At 50.0% G+C, this 21,966-nt stretch carries 19 protein-coding genes; 11 read left to right on the forward strand and 8 right to left on the reverse strand.

Annotated elements, in window-relative coordinates; genetic code table 11:
* Positions 1-5: 5 nt before the first annotated feature.
* Positions 6-2,141: a S9 family peptidase gene (locus ACYVAM_RS31145; RefSeq protein ID WP_461074095.1), complete on the reverse strand. Its 2,136-nt coding sequence runs from the start codon at positions 2,139-2,141 to the stop codon at positions 6-8.
* A gap of 265 nt (positions 2,142-2,406) precedes the next feature.
* Positions 2,407-3,252, reverse strand: a complete 846-nt coding sequence (lgt, locus tag ACYVAM_RS31150; RefSeq protein ID WP_461074067.1) for a prolipoprotein diacylglyceryl transferase — start codon at positions 3,250-3,252, stop codon at positions 2,407-2,409.
* 177 nt (positions 3,253-3,429) lie between these two features.
* Here lgt and yidD point away from each other — a divergent pair, with 177 nt between their 5' ends.
* From yidD to ACYVAM_RS31165, 3 genes are all read left to right on the forward strand, one after another.
* On the forward strand, positions 3,430-3,639 hold the full coding sequence (gene yidD, locus ACYVAM_RS31155; RefSeq protein WP_046579734.1) for a membrane protein insertion efficiency factor YidD: 210 nt from the start codon (positions 3,430-3,432) through the stop codon (positions 3,637-3,639).
* 101 nt (positions 3,640-3,740) lie between these two features.
* Entirely contained in the window at positions 3,741-4,115 is a 375-nt protein-coding gene (locus tag ACYVAM_RS31160) for a co-chaperone GroES (RefSeq protein ID WP_461074068.1), read from the forward strand.
* A 126-nt stretch (positions 4,116-4,241) separates the two neighbouring features.
* Positions 4,242-4,622, forward strand: a complete 381-nt coding sequence (locus ACYVAM_RS31165) for a DUF4174 domain-containing protein (protein ID WP_461074069.1) — start codon at positions 4,242-4,244, stop codon at positions 4,620-4,622.
* Between the two features lie 107 nt (positions 4,623-4,729).
* Here ACYVAM_RS31165 and ACYVAM_RS31170 read toward each other — a convergent pair whose 3' ends face one another.
* Both ACYVAM_RS31170 and ACYVAM_RS31175 read right to left on the reverse strand, forming a co-directional pair.
* Entirely contained in the window at positions 4,730-5,458 is a 729-nt protein-coding gene (locus tag ACYVAM_RS31170; RefSeq protein ID WP_461074070.1) for a hypothetical protein, read from the reverse strand.
* Positions 5,459-5,546: 88 nt separating this feature from the next.
* Entirely contained in the window at positions 5,547-7,517 is a 1,971-nt protein-coding gene (locus ACYVAM_RS31175; RefSeq protein WP_461074071.1) for a sialate O-acetylesterase, read from the reverse strand.
* A 101-nt stretch (positions 7,518-7,618) separates the two neighbouring features.
* Here ACYVAM_RS31175 and ACYVAM_RS31180 point away from each other — a divergent pair, with 101 nt between their 5' ends.
* On the forward strand, positions 7,619-8,515 hold the full coding sequence (locus ACYVAM_RS31180; protein WP_461074072.1) for an SDR family oxidoreductase: 897 nt from the start codon (positions 7,619-7,621) through the stop codon (positions 8,513-8,515).
* A gap of 2 nt (positions 8,516-8,517) precedes the next feature.
* On the opposite strand, the gene ACYVAM_RS31185 is transcribed toward ACYVAM_RS31180, so the two are convergent.
* Both ACYVAM_RS31185 and ACYVAM_RS31190 read right to left on the reverse strand, forming a co-directional pair.
* Complete coding sequence (locus ACYVAM_RS31185; RefSeq protein ID WP_461074073.1) at positions 8,518-9,426, reverse strand: hypothetical protein; 909 nt, start codon at positions 9,424-9,426, stop codon at positions 8,518-8,520.
* Between the two features lie 253 nt (positions 9,427-9,679).
* Positions 9,680-10,210, reverse strand: a complete 531-nt coding sequence (locus ACYVAM_RS31190; protein ID WP_461074074.1) for a DUF2911 domain-containing protein — start codon at positions 10,208-10,210, stop codon at positions 9,680-9,682.
* 223 nt (positions 10,211-10,433) lie between these two features.
* Between ACYVAM_RS31190 and ACYVAM_RS31195 the strand changes: the two genes are divergently transcribed.
* From ACYVAM_RS31195 to ACYVAM_RS31225, 7 genes are all read left to right on the forward strand, one after another.
* A complete protein-coding gene (locus ACYVAM_RS31195) occupies positions 10,434-12,254 on the forward strand; it encodes an acyl-CoA dehydrogenase (protein WP_461074075.1) in 1,821 nt (606 codons plus the stop codon).
* Between the two features lie 346 nt (positions 12,255-12,600).
* Complete coding sequence (locus ACYVAM_RS31200) at positions 12,601-13,578, forward strand: YheT family hydrolase (protein WP_461074076.1); 978 nt, start codon at positions 12,601-12,603, stop codon at positions 13,576-13,578.
* A 17-nt stretch (positions 13,579-13,595) separates the two neighbouring features.
* A complete protein-coding gene (locus ACYVAM_RS31205) occupies positions 13,596-13,886 on the forward strand; it encodes a nucleotidyltransferase family protein (RefSeq protein WP_461074077.1) in 291 nt (96 codons plus the stop codon).
* Positions 13,867-14,226, forward strand: coding sequence for a HepT-like ribonuclease domain-containing protein (locus tag ACYVAM_RS31210; RefSeq protein WP_461074078.1), 360 nt, complete (start codon positions 13,867-13,869; stop codon positions 14,224-14,226). The genes ACYVAM_RS31205 and ACYVAM_RS31210 overlap by 20 nt, the downstream gene beginning before the upstream one ends.
* Before the next feature lie 11 nt (positions 14,227-14,237).
* Complete coding sequence (gene serA, locus ACYVAM_RS31215; RefSeq protein ID WP_461074079.1) at positions 14,238-16,142, forward strand: phosphoglycerate dehydrogenase; 1,905 nt, start codon at positions 14,238-14,240, stop codon at positions 16,140-16,142.
* Between the two features lie 91 nt (positions 16,143-16,233).
* Positions 16,234-17,325, forward strand: a complete 1,092-nt coding sequence (locus ACYVAM_RS31220; RefSeq protein WP_461074080.1) for an aminotransferase class V-fold PLP-dependent enzyme — start codon at positions 16,234-16,236, stop codon at positions 17,323-17,325.
* Between the two features lie 152 nt (positions 17,326-17,477).
* Positions 17,478-18,176: a hypothetical protein gene (locus ACYVAM_RS31225; protein ID WP_461074081.1), complete on the forward strand. Its 699-nt coding sequence runs from the start codon at positions 17,478-17,480 to the stop codon at positions 18,174-18,176.
* 130 nt (positions 18,177-18,306) lie between these two features.
* Here ACYVAM_RS31225 and ACYVAM_RS31230 read toward each other — a convergent pair whose 3' ends face one another.
* A complete protein-coding gene (locus ACYVAM_RS31230; RefSeq protein ID WP_461074082.1) occupies positions 18,307-18,915 on the reverse strand; it encodes an OmpW family outer membrane protein in 609 nt (202 codons plus the stop codon).
* A gap of 356 nt (positions 18,916-19,271) precedes the next feature.
* Entirely contained in the window at positions 19,272-21,959 is a 2,688-nt protein-coding gene (locus ACYVAM_RS31235; RefSeq protein WP_461074083.1) for an RICIN domain-containing protein, read from the reverse strand.
* Between the last annotated feature and the right edge of the window lie 7 nt (positions 21,960-21,966).

A 21,966-nucleotide genomic window follows, 5' to 3' on the forward strand; every position in this document is an offset into this window, starting at 1 on the left:
GACGGTTAGCGTGGACCCGGCGGGCAATGGTTCAGCAGGTAATTTGTGTAGAGCGTTTGCAGGTGTAACGATGTTCCCGGCCCCTCGTTGATCCCGTGCGAACGATTCGGGTACGGCATCACCTGAAATTGCTTGTTGTATCTGACCAACTCGTTGATCAGCACTTCGGCGTTGTCGTAATGCACATTATCGTCGCCAGTACCGTGAATATAGAGCAAGTTGCCTTTCAGGTTCTTTGCATACGTGATTGGCGAGCCCGCTACGAAATCCTCCCGGTTTTCCTGTGGGATCCCCATGTACCGTTCCTGGTAAATATTGTCGTAGAATAACTGGTTACCAACGGCGGCAATGGCAATACCCGTTTTGTAAATATCCGGATATTGAAACAGCAGATGCAGTGTCGTTGACCCGCCCCCGCTCCAGCCCCAGACGGCCACCCGGCTGGTATCGATGTAGGCATGTTGCGAAAACAACTTCCGGGCACCCATTGCCTGATCGCGAATGTTGATCCGACCGATCTGCCGATAGATCGACTTGCGCCAGGCAGCTCCCTTCAGATTGGGCGTTCCGCGGTTATCGAGCGCTACGTAGATATACCCTGCCTTATCCATGCCGCCCTGAAACAGCCGATTTTGCCCGATGGAAAAATCATCGTTTACGGTACTACCGGCCGGTTCGCCATACACGTAAAAGACGATCGGGTATTTTTTGGTGCTGTCAAAATCCGTCGGTTTGGCCATCCAGCCATCGAGCGTTACGCCCTCTTCGGTCGTGAGCTTAAAGAAACTGACATTCGATTTGGCAACGGGTTTTGTTCGGGCCGCAATGCTCTCCGACTCATTGACGGCTTTGTGATCGGGCAGGCTCACCCACTCGCGCGACGGAGGAGTCTGGTAATTGGTGAAGGTATGCTGGGCCAATCGGCCATTGGGCGAAATGGTGTAGCCGTGGGTCCCGGCCAGACCAGCGGGCGTTACCCGTTCCGCTTTGCCTTTCCCGTCCAACCGTGTACGATACAAATACCGCTGGTTGGTATTATCGGGCGAGGCAATGAAATAGAGTTGATTGGCGGGCTCATCGATATGACTGATCGTGGCAATGTCATACGAACCTGGTGTCAGGTTGATTTCTTTTTTACCGTCCACGCCCACGCGGTACAGATGCCGCCAGCCATCTTTCTCCGATACCCAAACGAAGGATTTCCCATTCTCGAGCCATTCCCAGCCACTTGGATCATCGCGGCTCCAGCGTGCTTTCCCGTCGATCCAGGCTTTGTCGGTTTCGGAGTAAATGGGGTTAACGGATTGAGTTGACGGATTGCAAACGAAGAGTTTGCTCTCGTTCTGTTTCCGATTCAGTTGTTGCACAATCACACTTCCGCCAGTGGGGAGCCATTCCAGCCGGATCAGATAATGCTGCTGTGAGTCGCCGGGAATGTTGAGCCAGGTCGTTGGTGGTACGGCATCCCGGCCACCCGATACAGAAACAACACCGATACGGGTTGGCGAAGGGCTTTCCCCTACTTTCGGATATTCTACCGGCACCACATGCGAATAGATGGAGTCGGTAGTGTTGAGCATCAGATAATCCCGAATCTTGGTGGCATCGACCTGCCAATAGGCAATCTGCTTGCTGTCGGGACTCCAGCGAAACCCATCCCGGCAACCGAACTCCTCTTCGTATGCCCAGTCGAACGTGCCGTTGATGCGTTTGCGCGTTCCATCCGTAGTGAGCTGGGTAATCTTGCCGGTGGCGACATCCTCAACGAACAGGTTATGCTCATTCACGTAGCCGACGCTACGTCCATCCGGCGATAATTTGGCATACATCAGCGACTGTGCCGGGCGCTTGTTACTACCCGACTGGCCCAGTTTCCGGACCTGCCCAGTCGCCCGGTTGATCAGATAATAATCGCCTTTGGTGTTATAGCGCCAGACACGAGCGGTGTTCGTAAAAATCAGACTATTGGCGCTATCGGCAGTAAAGGAAAAATCCGCAACGGGCATGGGCTGATCGCTGCCGGGCCGACGCAACTGATCTTTACTTAAAAGCGTTGTTTTTCGGCCGGTTCGAATGTCTGTTTTAACGATTTGCCCCTGCTCTACCGTGGCCAGTGCATTGCCATCGGCAGACCAGTGCATCTGACGGCCGGGTACTTGTGCCTGCGCGCTATAAGCGACCAGGCCTGCCAGCAGAGCGGGCAGAAATTGACGTGACATAAAAAAAGACGGGCTCACAGAATGAAGTGTATGATTGAAATAAGCGACCTTCAAAAATACAGCATTTTCCGGGTTCCCGTCTTTTTATGGGGCACATTAACGGTTCACCATACTATTTACCAGCAAGCAGAGGACCTATGCAGAGGCTTACGTTCGTCGGTAAACAAGGCAGTGAACTACTCTAACGTCAGGATTCGATTGCTTTTGATTCTTCCGATACAGACAATGGAATCGGTGTCCGATAACTGCGCACCAGAAAATAAACGCCCATCAATACCGCCGGAATACTTAGAATTTGCCCAACATTCAGGGGCAAACTATCTTCAAATGGCACCTGATTTTCTTTCAGATATTCATAAAAGAACCGCAGCCCAAAAATCCAGATCAAGAAAATCCCCAGCATACTTCCGCGTGGCGTTCTCTCTTTTACGCGGTTCCAGAACCATAACAGAATAAAAAACAGGACCAGACAGGAAAGCGACTCATACAATTGAGCGGGGTGGCGGGGAATTTTGGCGTATTCATTGTTATTCATAAATACGAACGCCCAGGGCACATCCGTTGGACGGCCAACGATTTCGGAGTTCATCAGATTACCGAAACGAATACAGGCCCCTGCCAGGGCAACCACGATTACGATCCGATCCGTTACCCACAGAAACGTCTGGTTTGTCAGTCGACTTTCTTTCCGGCGGGAATATAACCACAAGCCGATTAGAATACCGATCGTAGCTCCGTGGCTGGCCAGACCCGCGAAAGGGGGGGTAATAACCGTGAGTGGGTGATGAAGCAGAACTTCCGGTTCATAAAACAAGAAATGACCCAGCCGGGCACCCACAATCGTGGACACAACCATGTAAATAAGCAGGCTATCGGTATCGGCAACGGGTTTGTGTTCCTTCTTGAAAATATAGCTCATAATCTGCATTCCAATCAGAAAACCCAGCGCGAACAGCAGACCGTACCACCGCACCGAAAACGAGCCAATGTGAAAAATTTCGGGATTAACTTCCCAAATAACGTATTGAAGCATACAATGAATAAGTTTCAGGTTTACGGTTCTACGTTTACGGTTATGGGAATTCGATCGGTGCCAGCACGTCGTGCTTCAGCCTGCCATAAACCGTAAACTCAAAACCGATTACCGATATTGGGCAAAGATAGGGATTGCGGGAAAGTTTTTGGCCGTTTTCGTGTTCAGCGGTTTATGATGAAGTTAATTTTAATCGGACTCGTTCGGGGATACCAGGCCATTGTGTCACCTTACTTCCCCAATGCCTGCCGATACACGCCCACCTGTTCACAATATACGGTGGAGGCCATTCGCAAATATGGCGCTTTGCGGGGTGGCTGGCTGGGCCTGAAACGAATTGGCAGCTGCCATCCGTGGGGTGGTCATGGCTATGATCCGGTACCCTGAGTGACGTTCAGTAGGCACTCCGGCTGACATTTTGGCTTATACGCCACATTTGCCCGATTTTTGACGACTCGCTGACGACAATAGATTAACGACTTACACCTATGCTTGGAATCACCGCCGATAATAAACTGAAACGCCTGATCGTTGTGGGCGACCGGGTACTGATCAAACCAAAAGACCCATCTGACCGGACCAACAGTGGCTTGTACTTACCACCCACGGTGCAGGAAAAAGAACAGGTTCAGTCAGGATACGTTATTAAAGTAGGGCCCGGTTATCCAATTCCGGCAGCGGTTGAGGAAGAGCCCTGGAAAGAAACAGAAGAGAAGGTAAAATATATGCCTTTACAGGCGCAGGAAGGCGATGTAGCGCTTTACTTACAACGTAATGCTATTGAGCTGGACTATGAAGGTGAACGGTATGTTATTGTGCCGCAAGGCTCAATTTTGATGCTGGAGCGACTGGAGGACCTGTAAACGGGTGGACAGAAAATAGGTCAAAGCTTATAGACGAAATGGCTTTGTGGCCGTAAGACAGCAAACACTATGAGACGCTTTTGGTTGATATCTTTGACAATCCTCCTTACAGGACTTACCCTTACTATGGAAAGTGTAGCGAATCAGCAGAAATCGCTTAAAGCGATATTGACCGAAAAGAAAGATCATCGGCGCGTGTTACTGGTGTATGGACGCGATGATGCACAGCATTATACAATTGAGCAGCAGGAAGCGCTGAATGAAGTGCGAGACGGTGTGGCCGAACGCGATTTAGACGTGATCGTACTCGTAGCGTCGTTGGTGATGGAACCCGACCGCCAGTTTCTCATGCATGACTTCAAGCTGAATCCATCTGATGGCTTTGTCGCCTGGCTGATCGGAAAAGATGGAGGCATTAAGCAGACCTATTCAAAGCCTGTTGCTGCTAAAGACCTCTTTCAAACAATAGACAGCATGCCCATGCGGAAACAGGAAAGCAAAAACTAATTCAGAACCGGGATTTGTGTGATCTATATGATTAATCTGATTTGTTTCTACAGAGGTCAGGTTGACAATTAAATGAATCGATCTCATGCGGCAAATCCCGGTTCATATTACTGCGTCTCCAAATACCGAAGCATCCCGATCAGCTCTGACCAGGATTTCAACTTTACTTTTTGCTCTGTCAGATAACGGTCAATGATGGCCGTTTTTTCGGGCAGGGCGGCCACCACAGACTTTCGGCTGGCCACGACTGATTTCATTTGCCCCTCCGCTAATTTTAGGAAATAATTTTCGATCGGTGGTTGTTCCGTAGCGATCCAGATAAAATACGCTTCCCGCTTCTCAAAACGCTCCTTTCCAAAATCATTCTGCATGGTATCCGTGTTGGTCTTCAACTCAGCTTTAATGTGCTTCACTAGTTTTTGCGTGCGCCCGTCGAACAAAACCTGGTAGAAATCATTTGCCGACCAAGCATTTACCGCTGGAAATCCTTTCCGGAAATGAAGGGTGTCTGCACTGGCAATAAAAAACTCCGTGACTGGATTGACAGGCGTGACGACCTTATCCTGTTGGATATATTCGACTTCTCCGGTCTGACTGTTGTAACGTAGTTTGGTTATTACCCGCTTATTATTGATAACCAGCCAGCCGTTTTGCACCGAATCTGCCGGTATATACGGTGATCCTTCGATTTTACTATACCGGGTCAGGAAAGGGTCGTAAATGCGAATAGTCTGCGCCGTGTTCGACCCCGATGTGGTAATTGTCGTTTGAGCCTGAGCGCCAAACGCAATCATCAGCGATAGACTAGCCAGCCAACTGGAGACGTGTTGATGCATAAATAATAAGATAAGTTACGGTAGAAACGGACAATGCGTATGCTGAGAGCCAACATACGCATTGTCCGTTTTTAATCAAAGTCGTCCGTTATTGTTCGCCAAATCTGGCGGCTTCCGTAATTCCTTTCCATGTATCCGTACGGAAGGGTATAGCCGGAAAGTTCTCCTTATTGAACAAATTCACATCGCCATTATCGTCGGCCCACCCATAGCGAACGGCGACTGGTACCGCTACCGAATCAGCGTGAACGATGACCGAATTTCCCTGAATCTCGGCTTTAGCATAATAGAACTTCTGATCAGCGCCCGCTACGTCAAAGCCTCTCAAATAGCCGTATTTATCCTTGGCGACCAAACCACTGCCCACGTTTGAAAAGGTTAGTATAGCGCGATTATTCTCAACGGTCATTTTATTGAATTGAGGTCCGCGAGATGCTTCATTGCCAGGCTCACCGCTTTTACTGTAAGCAACCCGCATCGCTTCGGCGGCCAGCCGATTTCCAACATCCAGTTTGTTTTTTGGGTGAATATCTGTCCGCTCACCAATATCTGACGTAACGGCCATCCCCGTATTGGGTAACTGAAGAGTCATGGTTTGGGCTTCACGGAGTTCAGCCCACGTACTGCCATGCCGACTATCGCCGTTGGCTGCATTATAACTGGCCAGTTGCACAAACAGAAATGGAAAATCATATCCCCAATGCTGCCGCCAATCCTGAATCATCAACGGAAACGTTTTGCGATATTGATACGCGCGCCCTGCGTTCGACTCGCCCTGATACCAGATGGCCCCCTCAACGGCATAGGGTATCAACGGGTTTATCATGGCATTGAATAATTGCGTAGCGAAGGTATTTGGCCCCGGCTTATACGACGAAGCAAACACGTTGGCTACCCGGTGTTTCCATTTACCTGCCAGTGGAATGGTCAGGTTATTGCCGGCGAGTTTTAGCTCTTCAGGGCGACCCATCAGGCCCCCGCTCCCACCGGTATCGGTAACGCGAATCGCAACCACATTCCGGCCGGGTTTCAGTAAACCATCGGGCACGGCATAAGCGCGGGCTTTCCCGCCTTTTGTGTTGCCTATCAACTGCCCGTTCACAAAGGTGGAGTCATTGTCGGCAACGGAGTCTATATAAAGCACCATTTTCTGACTGTTGACTCCTTCCGGAATGACAACATCCTGCCTGAACCAGACGACTCCATCCAGCGTGGGTAGCCCGCCCCACTCCCAATCGCCGGGCATGTTCATGGTTTTCCAATCACTATCGTTCAGCGTAGTACTCGCCCAGGTTTGCTCGTCGGCGGCTGTTGGCAGATTTCCCTGCTGTGTTTTTATTAATGCCTGTGTACGGGCGGCTCCGCGTTGGGTTACCTCCTCGCTGCTGGCGGGTAGTTTGTTCGCAACTACCCGGAGTTCCTCGTTCTGGTTCATGGCTTCGCGACTCGTCCAGGTTTCGGAATGCGTACCGCCCCAGGATGTGTTGATCAGGCCGATGGGCACGTTAAGTTCTTTTTGTAATTGCTTCGCAAAAAAGTACCCAACTGCCGTAAACTGGGGAGCCGTTGTGGGGGTACATACACTCCAGTTGCCTTCGATATTATCTTTGGGCGTTAAGCTTATGTCTTTCTTGACCAGGAGTTGGCGGATGTTTGGGTAGTTCGCCACCGGAATTTCTGTTTTGGCATTTGCGGCTGCCCCCAGCGGCCATTCCATATTCGACTGCCCGGAACAGATCCATACTTCGCCCGCCAGCACGTCGTCGAACGTAACGGTGTTGCTTTTTCCTTTCACCAGCAATTGATACGGTCCACCCGCTTCCATCGCATCGAGTGTGACACGCCATTTACCGGCTTTGTCGGCTTTAGTCGTTTTTGTTTGATTGTTAAGCGTTACGGTAACCTTCTCACCAGCTTCCGCCCAACCCCATACCGGCACGGGTTTTCGACGCTGCAAGACCATGTGCGAGCCAAAAACAGCAGGCAAACGCACATCGGCAAAGGCCGTCTGAAAAGTGAGTAGACTCGCCAATAACATTCCCCATGTAAAGCATTTCATACGTAGTCAATCGTTAATTATGTAGTTATTCGTGGCTTCTGAATGATTATTAACACAAAAGGCAAAAATTTACTTTTATCCTTATTAATCAGCAAATCTTCATGGCAGCTACAGCGGTTGAGCGGATATTACTCACGGGAGTCAGTGGAAATGTTGGGCAGGAAGCCCTACATGAACTGAGCAAACGCCCTAACAGAAAACTATTCAGCCTTGTTTCCGGGCAGCGTGATCGGACTAAATTAACCAAGACCTTAAATGGTTTGGCGGATGAGGTCGTTTACCTCGATTTTGCCGATCCGGCTTCGTTCGATCCGGCTCTGAAAGGGATTAGCCGTGTGCTGCTAATACGGCCACCTCAACTGGCCGATGTAGACAAATTTTTCAGACCATTCATTAGTGCTATGTACCGTGCGGGAATCCGGCAGGTTGTCTTTCTGTCGCTCCAGGGTGTCGAGAATAATCCGGTAACACCGCACCATAAAATTGAAAAGCTGATTGTCGAGGCTGGTTTACCCTACACATTTCTACGACCGAGTTTTTTCATGCAGAATCTGAGCACAACTCACCGTGACGAGATTCGATTTAGAAACGAAATTTTTGTTCCGGCGGGCAATGGCCGTACCAGCTTTATTGATGTTCAGGACATTGGCGAAGTGGCAGCTCTGGCATTAACAAGCCAGACGAGTGAATTTATGTATCGAAGTTATGAGCTGACCGGCTCCGAAGCCCTGACTTATTTTGAAATAGCTCAGGTTTTAACGGATGTGTTAGGTCGAAAAATCACCTACCAGAATCCATCCATTCTACGATTTATCTGGCAGAAATGGCAAAAGGAAACTATACCGCTGGGCTTCACCATGGTCATGGTTGCACTCTACAGTGTAGCGAAATTAGGGAAAGCAGCGGCACTCACACAGGAAACCGAACGGCTACTGAACCGCTCTCCACGCACGTTCCGGCAGTTTGCGGAAGCCAATCGAAGCGTTTGGATACCCTGATGTCAACGAATGTGCGGGGCTTTCCCACGCACTTCGAGCGCATTGGACAACTGCCGCCGGGTGGCGAACGTATAGCGCAAGGTAACGCCATAACTCATGCCACTGCCATCACCCAGCAATTGGGCTTTTTGCACCGATGTAAGACTACCTGCATTCGGTTGTCCACTTTGTGAGGTTGGGTAATTAACGGCATACGTTACGTCGGTCGTAAGCGCGTTGCTCAATCCCCAGAATTTTCGCACCGAGAACCCCAGGTCAATGGCGTTGCTGAGCCGGATGTTGTATTCAGCTCCTAGTTCGGCCATAGCGGTCATTCTGGTGTTGGCCTTCGTTTGACTGGCTAGACGAAGGGTGTCCGGCGTTTCCCGATGACCGTCATATCGGTAACCGATGAGGGAAAACCGGCCTTCCTGCTGCCCACTATTTGGCACGATCCACATGCCCCCGCTTAACCAGAAACCCGACCGTAGCCAGGGCTTACTGGTTGATACAATGAGCCGTTTACCGCGCAGGACAAACGCATTCTGCTTGCTGTTGTAACGAAATACCAGGGGATAACTGGCATTAATAACGGATACCTGTGTATGGATGGGCATCTGGGCATAGCCTGCTTCGACAGCCCACCGCTCCCGATATACCCAGCCAACAACCGCTCCCCAGCCTGCCTTACCCACGACATCGCTCTGAATGAGGCCATCGAATGAATTATCGAGTTTGGCCCGGTCGGTCCGAATGAAGCCATCCAGCGACGCATACCAGCGACTTTTGATGTAAGGCCCGCCATATCGGGCAAGGAGCCGGTCATATTGCTGACGGCGCTCGGGTAACCGATAATAGTCCGTAATACCCTGCCCATAGGCAGGCAAGACGGCGAATCCGAGTAGTACATACAGGAAGTAGCGTTTCATCATCGGGTATCGGTTAGAGCGTTTTACAAATAACGCGATAAGCATTTGTTTGTTAACCACTTACAAACAATTTAATTCGTAAACGGTCGCTTATTGACAGGTTTATGACCCTAATCTGACCCGTTACGTTCGAAAGAGAGGCCAAATAAGTAGTATTACCTTGTTTAGACGCTTCTTATAAGAAAAAAACCCAGTCGTTTAGACTGGGTTTTTTAATCGAGGGAGCGAAGATTTTTTCGATCTCTGGACCATTATCTCAACCGTGTTTCGTCACGGGTACCGAAACTGTCATGTTATCCCAGGCAATAGCAATGCTGTTGTTGGCTGGAGTAATCGTTAGTTTTTCGATGGGTGATTTAGTCATCGAAACAGGCACCTTGACCATAGCGACATCGGTACCTTTAATTTTTTCATAATCATACGCGCCCCATTGGCCCAGCGTGCTGTTCAGAATAACGCTCCATTCTTTCTCACCAGGGATGGTGAAAAGCGTATACGTACCCGCTTTAACCATCTTACCGCCGAACATTACGTCGCTTTTAAACGTCACTTCGGTTGCTTCATTGGCCCCTGTCCGCCACACTTTACCATATTTTTCGAGGCTGTTCGAGCCATCGGCGCCAAAAATAACCCGGCCTTTTTTGGACGGCTGGCCATACACGACCTTAATGTTTTTATCTGGGCTTTCAGCCGTTATTTTAGGACTTGCGGGGGCTTTGTTATCTTGCGCCTGCACCCACGATACCATGGCAAAAAGCAATGTAAAAACTGCAATTAGATTTTTCATGTGTTAATGATTGGATTTATGTTAAACGTGTCACTGTCTATACGACACAAAGTAAACGATAGTTTTTTGAGATATAGGTAAAGAGTGCAAGCAAAGTTTGGTATTTTTATACGTAGTAAGCGGCACATTCGTTTTTGATTAATGTGCCGCTTTTCTGCTATCGACCGTCCTCATAAGCGCATCGTTTATCCGTAGTAACCCTCTAAGCATACGTACCGCCCGCATGGCAACAATTTATTTTAGCAAACGTAACCTTCAATTTTTGGTACACGAAGTCTTCAAAGCGGATGAACTGACCAAATACGACTACTTCAGTGCCCACGACCGCGAAACCTTCAACCTTGTGCTCGATTCGGCCACCTACATTGCCGATACGCTCATGTATCCCTACCTGAAGGATGTCGATAGAAATCAGCCGGAGCTTAAAAACGGGCAGGTTAGGGTTCATCCAAAAATTAAGGAATACCTGAAAGCCATGGGCGATGCCGGCCTGATCGGGGCCGGTTTTTCCTTCGAGCACGGCGGGCAGCAATTGCCAAAATTGATCAATTCCTGCGTGACCTTTACCCTGATGGCCGCCAATAACGGCATGATGTATACGGGGCTTACGGCGGGAGCGGCTCACCTCATCACCTCGTTTGGCTCTCCAGAATTAAGTGACTTTTACGTACCAAACCTGCTGGGTGGCACCTGGCAGGGAACCATGGCGCTTACCGAACCACAGGCAGGATCATCGCTCTCCGATGTGACAACCTCGGCTACGCTCCTATCTGACGGCCAGGCTGGCATGGCAGCGTATCGCATCAGGGGACAGAAAGTGTTTATCTCGGCGGGCGATCATGATGCGGCTGACAACGTCATTCACCTAATGCTGGCGCGGATTGATGGAGCTCCCAGTGGCACAAAAGGCATTTCATTGTTTGTCGTCCCGAAATACCGGCCCGACGAACAGGGACGCTTCGTCGACAACGACGTTGTGTCAACGGGCCTTTATCATAAAATGGGGCAAAAAGGCGTACCGGCCATGCACCTCACCATGGGCTCGAACGACAATACCATCGGCTACCTCGTTGGCGAGCCGCACAAGGGCCTGTCGTATATGTTCCAGATGATGAACGAAGCCCGAATTGGGGTGGGCATGACGGCAACCGGCATTGCTACAGCGGCCTACTATGCAGCATTAGCCTACGCCAAAGAACGCCCACAGAGCAGACGGTTGAATGCGAAAACCCAGTTAGATGCTCCCCAGACGCCAATCATCAACCACCCCGACGTTCGGCGAATGTTGTTGTTTCAGAAAGCCGTTACAGAAGGCTCGCTCGCGTTACTTCTGGAGGCAGCCCGTCTCTATGACATTAGCGAAGTAGCCGAAGGCGATGAGAAAGAAAATGCGTTTTTACTGCTCGATTTATTAATGCCGGTGGCGAAATCCTACCCTTCCGACATGGGTGTGCAGTCGGTTAGTCAAAGTTTACAAACCTTTGGCGGATATGGCTACACGGAAGACTTCCCAGTCGAACAACTGTACCGTGATATTCGCATTACGCCAATCTACGAAGGCACGACGGGTATTCAGGCGCAGGATTTGCTGGGACGGAAAATGACCATGAAAGGTGGGAAAGCACCCCAACTGCTCTTTGCCGAAATGAACAGGGTAATTGCCGAAGCCAGCACATTTGACGAATTGACGCCCTACGCCGACCAACTAGCGGCCGAACTCAACCGGGTACAGGAGGTGATGATGAGCCTGCTTCCTCACGTGCAAGAAGGGAACATTGAGCGCTACTTATCCGACGCGACGCTGTTTCTGGAGCTGTTCGGGATTGTGGTGGTCGCCTGGCAGTGGTTGAAACAGGCGGTTGTTGCCAAACAAGCGCTGGTAACCCGGAATCCTCAAGGCGACGACCTAACTTTCTACGAAGGTAAAATTCACACCATGAAGTTTTACTTTCATTACGAAGTCCCCAAAACACTGGGTCTGGCCGTTCGCCTGAACGATACCGAAGTGCTAACGATTGTATCCGAAAAGGAATTGGCGTTGTAAATCAACGTCACTTTCTAAAAGAGATCGCTTCTGGAAGCGATCTCTTTTGGTTTTATCCATGGTCAACAACGTCAAGTCTCATGGAGTCAGGCAACTGCTCCAGATACTCTTCGGGAAGGTGTTTGTATTGGCGTAATTTCAAATCACGGCTTGCTTGTCGGTGTCTTAGTATCTGGCGATTGACAACAGCGATTGACTCGAGCTGCTCATTGATTGCCTATAGAAAATGGGTTTTTGTCGCTTGATCATTTATGATATATGAAGGTAAGCCTATGTTTTTTAAGGTTTTTTGAGCTTCTAACGTCAGAAGCTTTACCTTTGCGGCTTCAATCGCCCGCGTTCGGTAATGCCGCTGATTGCCCAATCGAGTTATAAGCCGCCAATCCGGCTGTGGAATGGCCACCTGCAAACCATCATTCCCTCGCTCTTTCGCAAGGTAGCGGTTTCCTACGTTCGCGAACGCATCGAAACACCGGATGATGATTTTCTGGATCTCGACTGGTGCTATGCCGATGACATATCAACGCCAAAACCGCTGGTCATTCTTACGCATGGGCTTGAGGGGAGTTCAACCAGCCAGTATCTGGCCGGCATGGTGCGGCATCTGACACAACATGGATTCGATTGTCTGGCCTGGCATTATCGGTCCTGCAGTGGCGAGATGAACCGCCAGAAGCGATTCTATCATATCGGCGAAACCGGCGATCTACACTTCATCATTCAACATGCCCTATCGAAGGGCTATCAGACCAGTTACCTCATGGGGTTCAGTGCGGGCGGCAACGTCACGCTGAAATACATTGGCGAGCGCAGCGGAGCCGCCCTAAACCCGGCCATCAAAAAAGCCGTCGTTTTCTCGGTTCCGGTCGATCTGATGGGTTCTGCCCGACGGCTCGAACAGTGGGATAGCCTGATCTACAATCACCGGTTCAACCGAACCCTGAAACGGAAAGTCCTGGAAAAAGCAGCCGCCATGCCGGGCGTTTTTCCAACACAGACCGTAAGCAAGGCGCGGAGTATCCGGGAGTTCGATAATCTGTTCACGGCCCCAATGAATGGCTTTCGGGACGTAACGGACTATTATACGCGGAGTAGTTCGCTGCAATTCATACCAGCGATTACCATTCCAACCTTGATCGTGAATGCCAAAAATGACCCGTTTCTTTCCCCCGAATGTTTCCCGGAAGCTTTGGGTCGGGAACTCCCTACGGTCTGGATGGAGTTCCCTGAGCAGGGCGGCCACTGTGGATTTCCACCCCAAACCGGCGGAATTCAGGGCACGTACTGGTCGGAAGAGCGAGCTTTGCAGTTTTTGACGAATTAAATTTAACAGGACGCATCATGATAATACAGCAATCCGTTATACAGCAGTATTTTGGTTCACAACCTGTTAGAAAAGCGTACTTATTTGGTTCTCAGGCCCGTGGCGAATCAACCAATGGAAGTGATGTCGATATACTGGTTGAATTGGAGCCAACGGTTTCTCTATTTGACTTCGTTCGGATGAAACTTCAATTAGAGGATATTCTTCACATGCCCGTGGACCTTATCTCGGCAAATGGCCTTTCCCCTTATATCAAGCCATACATTGATCAGGACAAAATGTTGATTTATGAAAAGGCGGATCAATGAAGAGGCACGGGTACAGCATATGCTTAACGCTATTATTGAGATTCAGGAATTCGTCAGCAATACGGTTTATGAAGAATACTTGCAGGATCGCAAATTACAACTTGCCTTAACTAGACTCATTGAAATAATTGGCGAAGCGTCTAATCATGTTGCAGAGGAAACTAAGAATCGTTTTTCAGAGATAGAATGGCGTGTATTAACCGGTATTCGCAATGTTATTGTTCATGAATATTTTGGAATTGACTATGACATAATCTGGGTAGTTATTCAAAAGGATATCCCGCTACTTCGCATCAAACTTGAACAGCTATTATCACAATTAAATAAAGACTCCGACTAGGACTGTCAATCATGCTCACCAAACCACTCGAACAAACCTATTACATCATTGATTTTGACAGCACCTTTACCAAGGTCGAAGCGCTCGACGTGCTGGGTGAAATCTCACTGACGGGCCGCCCCGACCGCAATGATGTGCTGAACGAAATCAAGGCCATTACCGACCGGGGCATGTCGGGTGAGATTTCCTTTACAGATTCGCTGACCCTTCGGCTCAATCTGCTCAAAGCCCACAAAAGCCAGTTACCTGCGCTCGTTGAAACCCTAATGGGCAAGATCTCCGATTCGTTTCAACGCAACAGGCAATTTCTGACCGAGAATGCCGAAATGATTTATATCGTTTCGAACGGGTTTAAGGAATTCATTGTACCGATTGTTACGTCGCTGGGCATTCGGGCAGAGAATGTATTTGCCAATACGTTCGTGTTCGATGAGACCGGGGCGATTGTCGGGTTCGACGTCGAAAATCCATTATCGGCCAATGGAGGTAAATCACAGGTTATTCGGAATCTGCAACTCGATGGAGAAGTCTATGTGATTGGTGACGGATACACAGACTATGAAATCAAAGCGTCGGGACTGGCCAACCGGTTTTATGCGTTCACAGAGAACGTAATGCGCCCTCGGGTGGTAGAGAAAGCCGACCACATCGCCCCTTCGCTCGATGAATTTCTGTACCATAACAACCTGAGCCGCAGCCAATCCTACCCGAAAAGCCGAATTAAAGTCCTGCTACTCGAAAATGTACACCCGATCGCCGTTCAATTATTTGAGCAGGAAGGGTTTAATGTCGAAATCCGGAAAGGTGCGCTGGATGAAGACGAATTGATAGAAGCCATCCGCGATGTATCGATCCTGGGCATTCGGTCGAAAACGAATGTGACGGCGCGCGTCCTGGAACATGCCAACAAGTTAATGACCGTTGGCGCGTTTTGCATCGGCACCAACCAGATTGATCTGGATGCCTGCACCGACAAAGGCATTGCGGTTTTCAATGCGCCTTACAGCAACACCCGTTCGGTGGTTGAGCTGGCCATTGGCGAGATTATCATGCTGATCCGGAGCATCGTACCGAAGAGCAACATGATGCACCAGGGAGGCTGGGATAAATCGGCAAAAAACAGCTTCGAAGTACGCGGCAAGAAACTCGGGCTTGTGGGCTATGGCAACATCGGTACGCAACTATCGGTCGTGGCAGAAGCGTTGGGCATGGAAGTTTATTTTTACGATGTCGTGGATAAACTAGCCCTGGGGAATGCCCGGAAATGCAAAACGCTGGACGAACTACTGGCCATTGCCGACATCATTAGCCTGCATACCGACGGGCGTAAAGAAAACAAAAACCTGATCAGCTATCGTGAATTTGGGCTGATGAAGAATGGCGTTATCTTCCTTAATCTCTCCCGTGGTCATATTGTCGATATTCCAGCCCTGGTCGATGCCATCGAACGGGGAAAAATTGCGGGTGCGGGCGTTGACGTATTTCCGCAGGAACCAAAAACCAACAACGAGGAGTTTGCGAGTGCCCTCCGTAATCTGCCAAACGTAATTCTGACGCCCCACATCGGCGGCAGCACCGAAGAAGCCCAGGCCAACATTGGTAATTTCGTGCCGAGCAAGCTACTCGAATACATCAACAATGGCAGCACTTATGGCAGTGTAAACTTCCCCGAACTACAACTTCCTTTGTTGAAAGGGGCACACCGATTGCTGCACATTCACGCCAATGTTCCGGGTATTCTGGCCAAAATGAATACTATTTTCGCCAAATACCACATCAATATTCACGGGCAGTACCTCAAAACGAATGAAAAAATTGGCTACGTCATCACAGATGTGGCAAAGGAGTATGCCGACGAGGTCGTCGAAGAATTAAAGGACATTGATAACACAATCAAGTTTAGACTATTGTACTAAAGAGTGAATGATAAAGTGATTGACTGATTGAATAGTTATGGGAAGGCTACTATTCAATCAGTCAATCATTTTATCATTCAACCATTGACCTATGAAAAACACGTACTTCACGCCCGGCCCGGCCGAACTCTACCCGACGTTCTACCAGCATCTGCAACAGGCAATGGATGAACAGATCGGCTCTATTTCGCACCGGAGTCAGCGGTTTCGGGACATTTATAAGTTTGCTGATGAGCAACTGCGTACGCTGCTGACCATTCCCGCTACACACGGTATTTTCTTTACGGGCTCAGCTTCGGAAGTGTGGGAACGTGTATTGCTGAACTGTGTTGAACATGAGAGCTTTCATTTGGTCAATGGCTCGTTCTCGCAAAAATTTTATGACTACGCCAATGCCCTCAACAAGCACGCCCACATTCTGGAAAAGCCATTCGGTGAAGGGTTCGACGCGGCTGAAATCGAGGTCCCTGCTTATGCCGAGCTAGTCTGCCTCACGCATAACGAAACCTCGTCGGGCGTACAGATGCGGCCTGCCGAGATGCATAAACTCAAGCGCAAATACCCCAAGAAGCTTTTTTGTGTCGATACTGTTTCGTCGGCTCCTTTTCCGGACCTGGACTTCAGTTTGATCGACTCGGCGTTTTTCTCCGTTCAGAAGGCGTTTGGCATGCCCGCCGGTCTGGGTGTCTGGATTGCCAACCAGGCTTGTCTGGCCAAAGCCGAACGTTTACAAAAAAACGATGCGATGACTATTGGAGCGCACAACACACTTCCCATGCTGTGGAAGCATTATAAAACGTTTGAGACACCCGCTACACCGAACGTTTTGTACATTTATATACTCGGCAAAATCGCTGAAGACTTTAACCGGATCGGCATCGACACCATCCGCAAGCAGACCGAAGAGAAAGCCCGGATGTTGTATAAATTTCTGGACAGTTCGGCAAATTACAGCTCTTTTGTCAAGCAGGAACGCCATCGTTCCCAAACGGTCATCGTGGCCAATGTTGGATCGGACGATAAGCCCTTGTCATCGGCCGATGTTATTTCGGCCGCCAAATCAGCAAACATGATCGTTGGCAGTGGCTATGGAAAGTTTAAAGATTCACAGATTCGGATCGCCAATTTTCCCGCCGTATCCGCTGAGCAGATCGGCTCTCTGATCGAGCAGTTACAAAAATAAAGGGCTCATCATTTGTCGCTTTCTTATAACGCCTTTTCCGTTTTGGGAAGGTGTTATTTTTTGGTCCATTTTCACGCAGTCTCCATCATCGACAAACCTTATCCAGGCTTCGTGGTTAATACAACGATGTTTTTTATGGTATTAACTCAACGATGATGAAGAAACTCCTTACAACTGTAACGCTACTGACTGGCCTAAGTTTTTGTGCTGTAGCCCAAAATAGGTCTGATTCGAGCAGAAATGGACGGCCGCTTATTGATGAGCAAACGAAACGGGATGTTCGGCAAAAAGCAGACCAGGCCAGCGAAAAGATGGACGAGGAAATCAATAAATCCATCAGTTATCAGCAGGCCAATCAACTGAGTTGGTTTGAACCCAACAACCTTTTCCTGGGTGGAGGTCTTGGTATGGGGGCAACCAGCGGGCAAGTTTATCTGGGTATAAATACACGCCTTGGCTATTTCTTTCAACCAGGTTTTGCGGCTGGCTTACGCTATGACGCTGACCGGCTCGTGGGCAACAAGTACCACTCCCGACAAGTGGGTGCATTCGCCCGTTATTATCCCTTTCGCACGCGCATCAGTAGTTTCATTGGTGCCAGTTTGAACAGCGGTCGCGAGTTTTCGGAAAACACGCCTGCCGACACAAAATACAAATACACCAGCGTTGGTCTGGAAATTGGTGTCATGGCCTGGATTCTGCACCGGCTGGGCGCCGAGGTGTCGTATGAAAGTAGCTTTTATAATAAAATTGACCCAACCGTTAGCCGGGGTAAAGGTGGCCGCCTGAAAATTGGCGTCAACTATTATTTTGGCCGAGTCGCGGGCCGGGGTGTTAAGTTAGCCCGCTAAGTCGTAGAGCCCCCAAAATCATCGAGCCCTTCCCGGCAATTACGGCCTTATTGATCCGTAAATGTTGGGAAGGGTTCGATGATTTTAGACGAAATTTGCCCTATTAGCTATGATACACGTTTTTGCTTTTCTATCTCTGGCTAAACATAAAGTAGACGCCTGCTCCGAGCAAAAGCGACTTCCCCGTTTCACCATCGCTAAAAACGATATGATAACCCGCATCGGCATTTACGCCGAAGGCAGGTGAAATGGCATATTGCAAGCCTACTTTAGGGGCAACGCCAAAATTGCTATTGCTGTCTGAAAATTTTAAGGTCTGGTAGCCGTTGCTAATTTCAGCGCGGGCAGCGGCCCTGTACAAGCCAGCTTCTACGCCAACATAGGGTCGCAAAGCTGACGTAGAGAAAAAGTACTCGGCCTGGCCGGTCACCATGAGGAGGTTCGCAGAGGCTTTGGCAGATCCAACAACTCCGGGTCCAGGACCTAAATCGAAACTAGCCGAATTCTTAGTGGTGAAATATCGGCCGTTTACGCCAACGGCCAAATTTGGGCTCAGGAAGTAGCGTAGTGTAACTCCACCCCCCCACACACCATCGGAGAAAGAAGAGCCTGATTCAGTTGGCGCTAGATAGTTACCCGTCACATTAGCCTGAAACTGTGCCTTCGCCTGGCCAGACAAAAGTAGTGCACTGACAACAAGCACTAAGGAGGTTATTATTTTAGTGATACTTTTCATCATGAGCCGGTTACGTTAGTTGACAGGCGCTAAATTACATTTTATGAACACAGCGACCTGCTTTCATTTAGTTAAAACCTTGTAAATAGCATACACAGTACTCTTTTCACTCATATTGCTGCTTGGTTCAGTCATGCGCCACTAAACTGAGCACTGGATAAGGCACATAACTACTACCTGGCTAAATGGAGCCTGTGCCGTTCTTACAGGCGCTATAGCTACGTATTGACGTGGATAGTTATTAAAAAATCAGTCCCAAGAAACTCTGTTTAAAAAAACAGAGTTTCTTGGGACTGATTTTTATTTAGAAAATACTCATGATGCAGGCTCTGGTTTTAGTCTGAAGCCTACATTATTTGTTAGTGCTTTATTAACAGCCGCACCGTACTTGGCACTTGCCCGGCAGGCCTAAGCTGAATCAGGTACAGGCCGTCAGGTAATTGACTCGTGTTGATGCGGTAGGGCTCCGCAGGAGCGGCCTCCAACTGCGTCTGCACGAATGCACGGCCCATGAGATCGTTTAATTGCAGACCCATAGGCTGGCCGATGGCGGGACTTAAATCGATTAACACATGGTCGCTGGCCGGGTTAGGCCACACGTTGAACGCCACCCCCGCTTCCATAGCACCCACTCTGGCTCCAGTCGTACAGCTACGCTCCTCAATACTCCACTGCTGTTCCGGACCCGTTCCCAGCGTCATCTGACTGATCGGCCCGCCCTCGGCCACACTTCCGGACCGAACCGTGATGGCCTTGTTCGAGTTGCGGTTGAGCAGGCTGAAATAACCCTCACCATTGCGCACCAACCGCCACTGCTGGTGAGCGCCCCCCCAATAGGTCCACTGCTCCAGCAAGGCATCATCGGCCGTCGAGCCACTGGCTACCTGAATACCTTTCTGGGTGGACAACCCCTGGATGTTGTAGTAACCTGCGTCGGTGGCTGTGAAGCGCCAGCCCTGGGTAAGTTTGGTGGCATCAGTTTGCTGAGTCAGCTTGTCGCCGTCATTCTGGGCCGTGCCGCTGACGGCCAGCACTTTTCCACTAAGTCGGGAAACCAGCCGATAGCACTTGTTGGCGTCAACCACCGAAACAGAACCTGGTGAATCGTTGAGCGAGATGTTGAATACCTGGCTGGTACTCCGCAGCCCTTTGCTATCGGTTACTGTGAGTTGAGCGGTAAATCTCGTGATAGAACCTGAGCCATGCTGTCCTACTTGTGTCGTGAAGGTCTTCACCGGATTGGCTATGTTCAAGTACGTGCCATCACTAAACGCCCATTCATAGAAAAGCTGATCGCCGTCGGGGTCATAGGATTTGTCGCCCGTAAATGTCACGCTCAGGGGCGATGTACCCGTTAACGAAGTAGTTGTAGCCACGACCACGGGCGGACGGTTGGCGGTAACCCCTGCCGGGGTCGCATTCACCTCCACCCCACCCGACCAGCCGTTGCCAGCGTGGGCATATACCCGGAAAGAATAGAGTTGCCCAGCTGTCAGGTCAGTTACCACCACGGAGTTCGATGTGCCCTGATAGAGTACCTTGCCGCCCCCGGGTAAATCAGAACCGTTGCCTGTGAAGCTGGTATTGGCGGTATAAGTAGGCTCAAGGGGAATGTCCGTCAGACCCGAACCAGTGCGACCCACAACCAGCACCTTGTCGAAGGGAAGGGCGGAGTTCGTCCAGTTAAGCCGCACACTGCTGCTACTGAGCGTTGTAGCCGTCAACCCGGTAACGGTCAATTTAGGCGAGTTGCAATCAGGGTAAATCTTAACCGAATCCTGGGCCGACCCTGTCCCGCCAGCGCCAGTCACGGTTAGTGTAATCAGGTAATACGTATCCACTCCATCGCAGCCCACCGGCGAGATATCAATGACCGGATTGTTATCCGACCGAGTTGTCACTAGCTGTTCACTGTTACCACGGCGCAATTTTACCTTCCACAGGATAGAATTAGTAGAACCTGCATTGGTAATGGTAGCAGCCAGCGTATAACTGGTACTCTTGTCGAGGGCGTATTTGGTGGTATTGACCGGACTGGTGATCTGAACCGTTGGGTTGCTATTGTTGAGCTTGACCGAAAAAGCCTGGACCGGACTTCGCAGCCCCTTGCTGTCGATAACGGTTAACTGAACCGTATAGTTAAGAACCAGACCGATTCCCTGGCTACCGACTTTTGCCGTGAATACCTTCACAGGGTTGGCTTCGGCAGAATAGCTACTCCCATCGCCAAAGTTCCATTCGTAGGTGATGGGATCACCGTCGGGGTCGTAGGATTTGCTGCCCGTAAAGGTCACGCTCAAGGGCGAAGTGCCCGTTAAGGAGGTAGCTGTGGCCACAGCTACGGGCGCCTGATTGGTGGCGGTGGCGGTGGTCGTACAGCTACGCTCCTCAATACTCCACTGCTGTTCCGGACCCGTTCCCAGCGTCATCTGACTGATCGGCCCACCCTCGGCCACACTTCCGGACCGAACCGTGATGGCCTTGTTCGAGTTGCGGTTGAGCAGGCTGAAATAACCCTCACCATTGCGCACCAACCGCCACTGCTGGTGAGCGCCCCCCCAATAGGTCCACTGCTCCAGCAAGGCATCATCGGCCGTCGAGCCACTGGCTACCTGAATACCTTTCTGGGTAGACAACCCCTGGATGTTGTAGTAGCCTGCGTCGGTGGCTGTGAAGCGCCAGCCCTGGGTAAGTTTGGTGGCATCGGTTTGCTGAGTCAGCTTGTCGCCGTCATTCTGGGCCGTGCCGCTGACGGCCAGCACTTTTCCACTAAGTCGGGAGACCAGCCGATAGCACTTGTTGGCGTCAATTACAGAAACAGAACCTGGTGACGAGGATGTGGCTACGGATCGTGTAGGTGAGAAGACCGCTACAGCTGGTTGGTTGACGCCGGATCTGATTTTTATCGTCTCATCAATGGTGCTGTGGCCAGTCGGTCGTGACAGACCAAGAACGACGGTTTGGCAACCCAACAAACAAAGGAGGCCAATAAAAAGACTGTGTCCAGTAGCATACAGCTTCTGAACGTACGTAAACAGTGAAGTCATAAAGTAA

The sequence above is a fragment of the Spirosoma horti genome (genome assembly GCF_054776595.1).

Coding starts and splice junctions, on each gene's coding strand:
- ACYVAM_RS31145 (WP_461074095.1), bottom strand. CDS start 2,141: ATGCACTGGTCTGCCGATGGCAATGCACTGGCCACGGTAGAGCAGGGG.
- ACYVAM_RS31165 (WP_461074069.1), top strand. CDS start 4,242: ATGGAAAGTGTAGCGAATCAGCAGAAATCGCTTAAAGCGATATTGACC.
- ACYVAM_RS31220 (WP_461074080.1), top strand. CDS start 16,234: ATGAAAAACACGTACTTCACGCCCGGCCCGGCCGAACTCTACCCGACG.
- ACYVAM_RS31225 (WP_461074081.1), top strand. CDS start 17,478: ATGATGAAGAAACTCCTTACAACTGTAACGCTACTGACTGGCCTAAGT.
- ACYVAM_RS31175 (WP_461074071.1), bottom strand. CDS start 7,517: ATGAAATGCTTTACATGGGGAATGTTATTGGCGAGTCTACTCACTTTT.
- lgt (WP_461074067.1), bottom strand. CDS start 3,252: ATGCTTCAATACGTTATTTGGGAAGTTAATCCCGAAATTTTTCACATT.
- ACYVAM_RS31195 (WP_461074075.1), top strand. CDS start 10,434: ATGGCAACAATTTATTTTAGCAAACGTAACCTTCAATTTTTGGTACAC.
- ACYVAM_RS31160 (WP_461074068.1), top strand. CDS start 3,741: ATGCTTGGAATCACCGCCGATAATAAACTGAAACGCCTGATCGTTGTG.
- ACYVAM_RS31170 (WP_461074070.1), bottom strand. CDS start 5,458: ATGCATCAACACGTCTCCAGTTGGCTGGCTAGTCTATCGCTGATGATT.
- ACYVAM_RS31230 (WP_461074082.1), bottom strand. CDS start 18,915: ATGATGAAAAGTATCACTAAAATAATAACCTCCTTAGTGCTTGTTGTC.
- yidD (WP_046579734.1), top strand. CDS start 3,430: ATGAAGTTAATTTTAATCGGACTCGTTCGGGGATACCAGGCCATTGTG.
- ACYVAM_RS31200 (WP_461074076.1), top strand. CDS start 12,601: ATGCCGCTGATTGCCCAATCGAGTTATAAGCCGCCAATCCGGCTGTGG.
- ACYVAM_RS31185 (WP_461074073.1), bottom strand. CDS start 9,426: ATGATGAAACGCTACTTCCTGTATGTACTACTCGGATTCGCCGTCTTG.
- ACYVAM_RS31235 (WP_461074083.1), bottom strand. CDS start 21,959: ATGACTTCACTGTTTACGTACGTTCAGAAGCTGTATGCTACTGGACAC.
- ACYVAM_RS31180 (WP_461074072.1), top strand. CDS start 7,619: ATGGCAGCTACAGCGGTTGAGCGGATATTACTCACGGGAGTCAGTGGA.
- ACYVAM_RS31205 (WP_461074077.1), top strand. CDS start 13,596: ATGATAATACAGCAATCCGTTATACAGCAGTATTTTGGTTCACAACCT.
- ACYVAM_RS31210 (WP_461074078.1), top strand. CDS start 13,867: ATGAAAAGGCGGATCAATGAAGAGGCACGGGTACAGCATATGCTTAAC.
- serA (WP_461074079.1), top strand. CDS start 14,238: ATGCTCACCAAACCACTCGAACAAACCTATTACATCATTGATTTTGAC.
- ACYVAM_RS31190 (WP_461074074.1), bottom strand. CDS start 10,210: ATGAAAAATCTAATTGCAGTTTTTACATTGCTTTTTGCCATGGTATCG.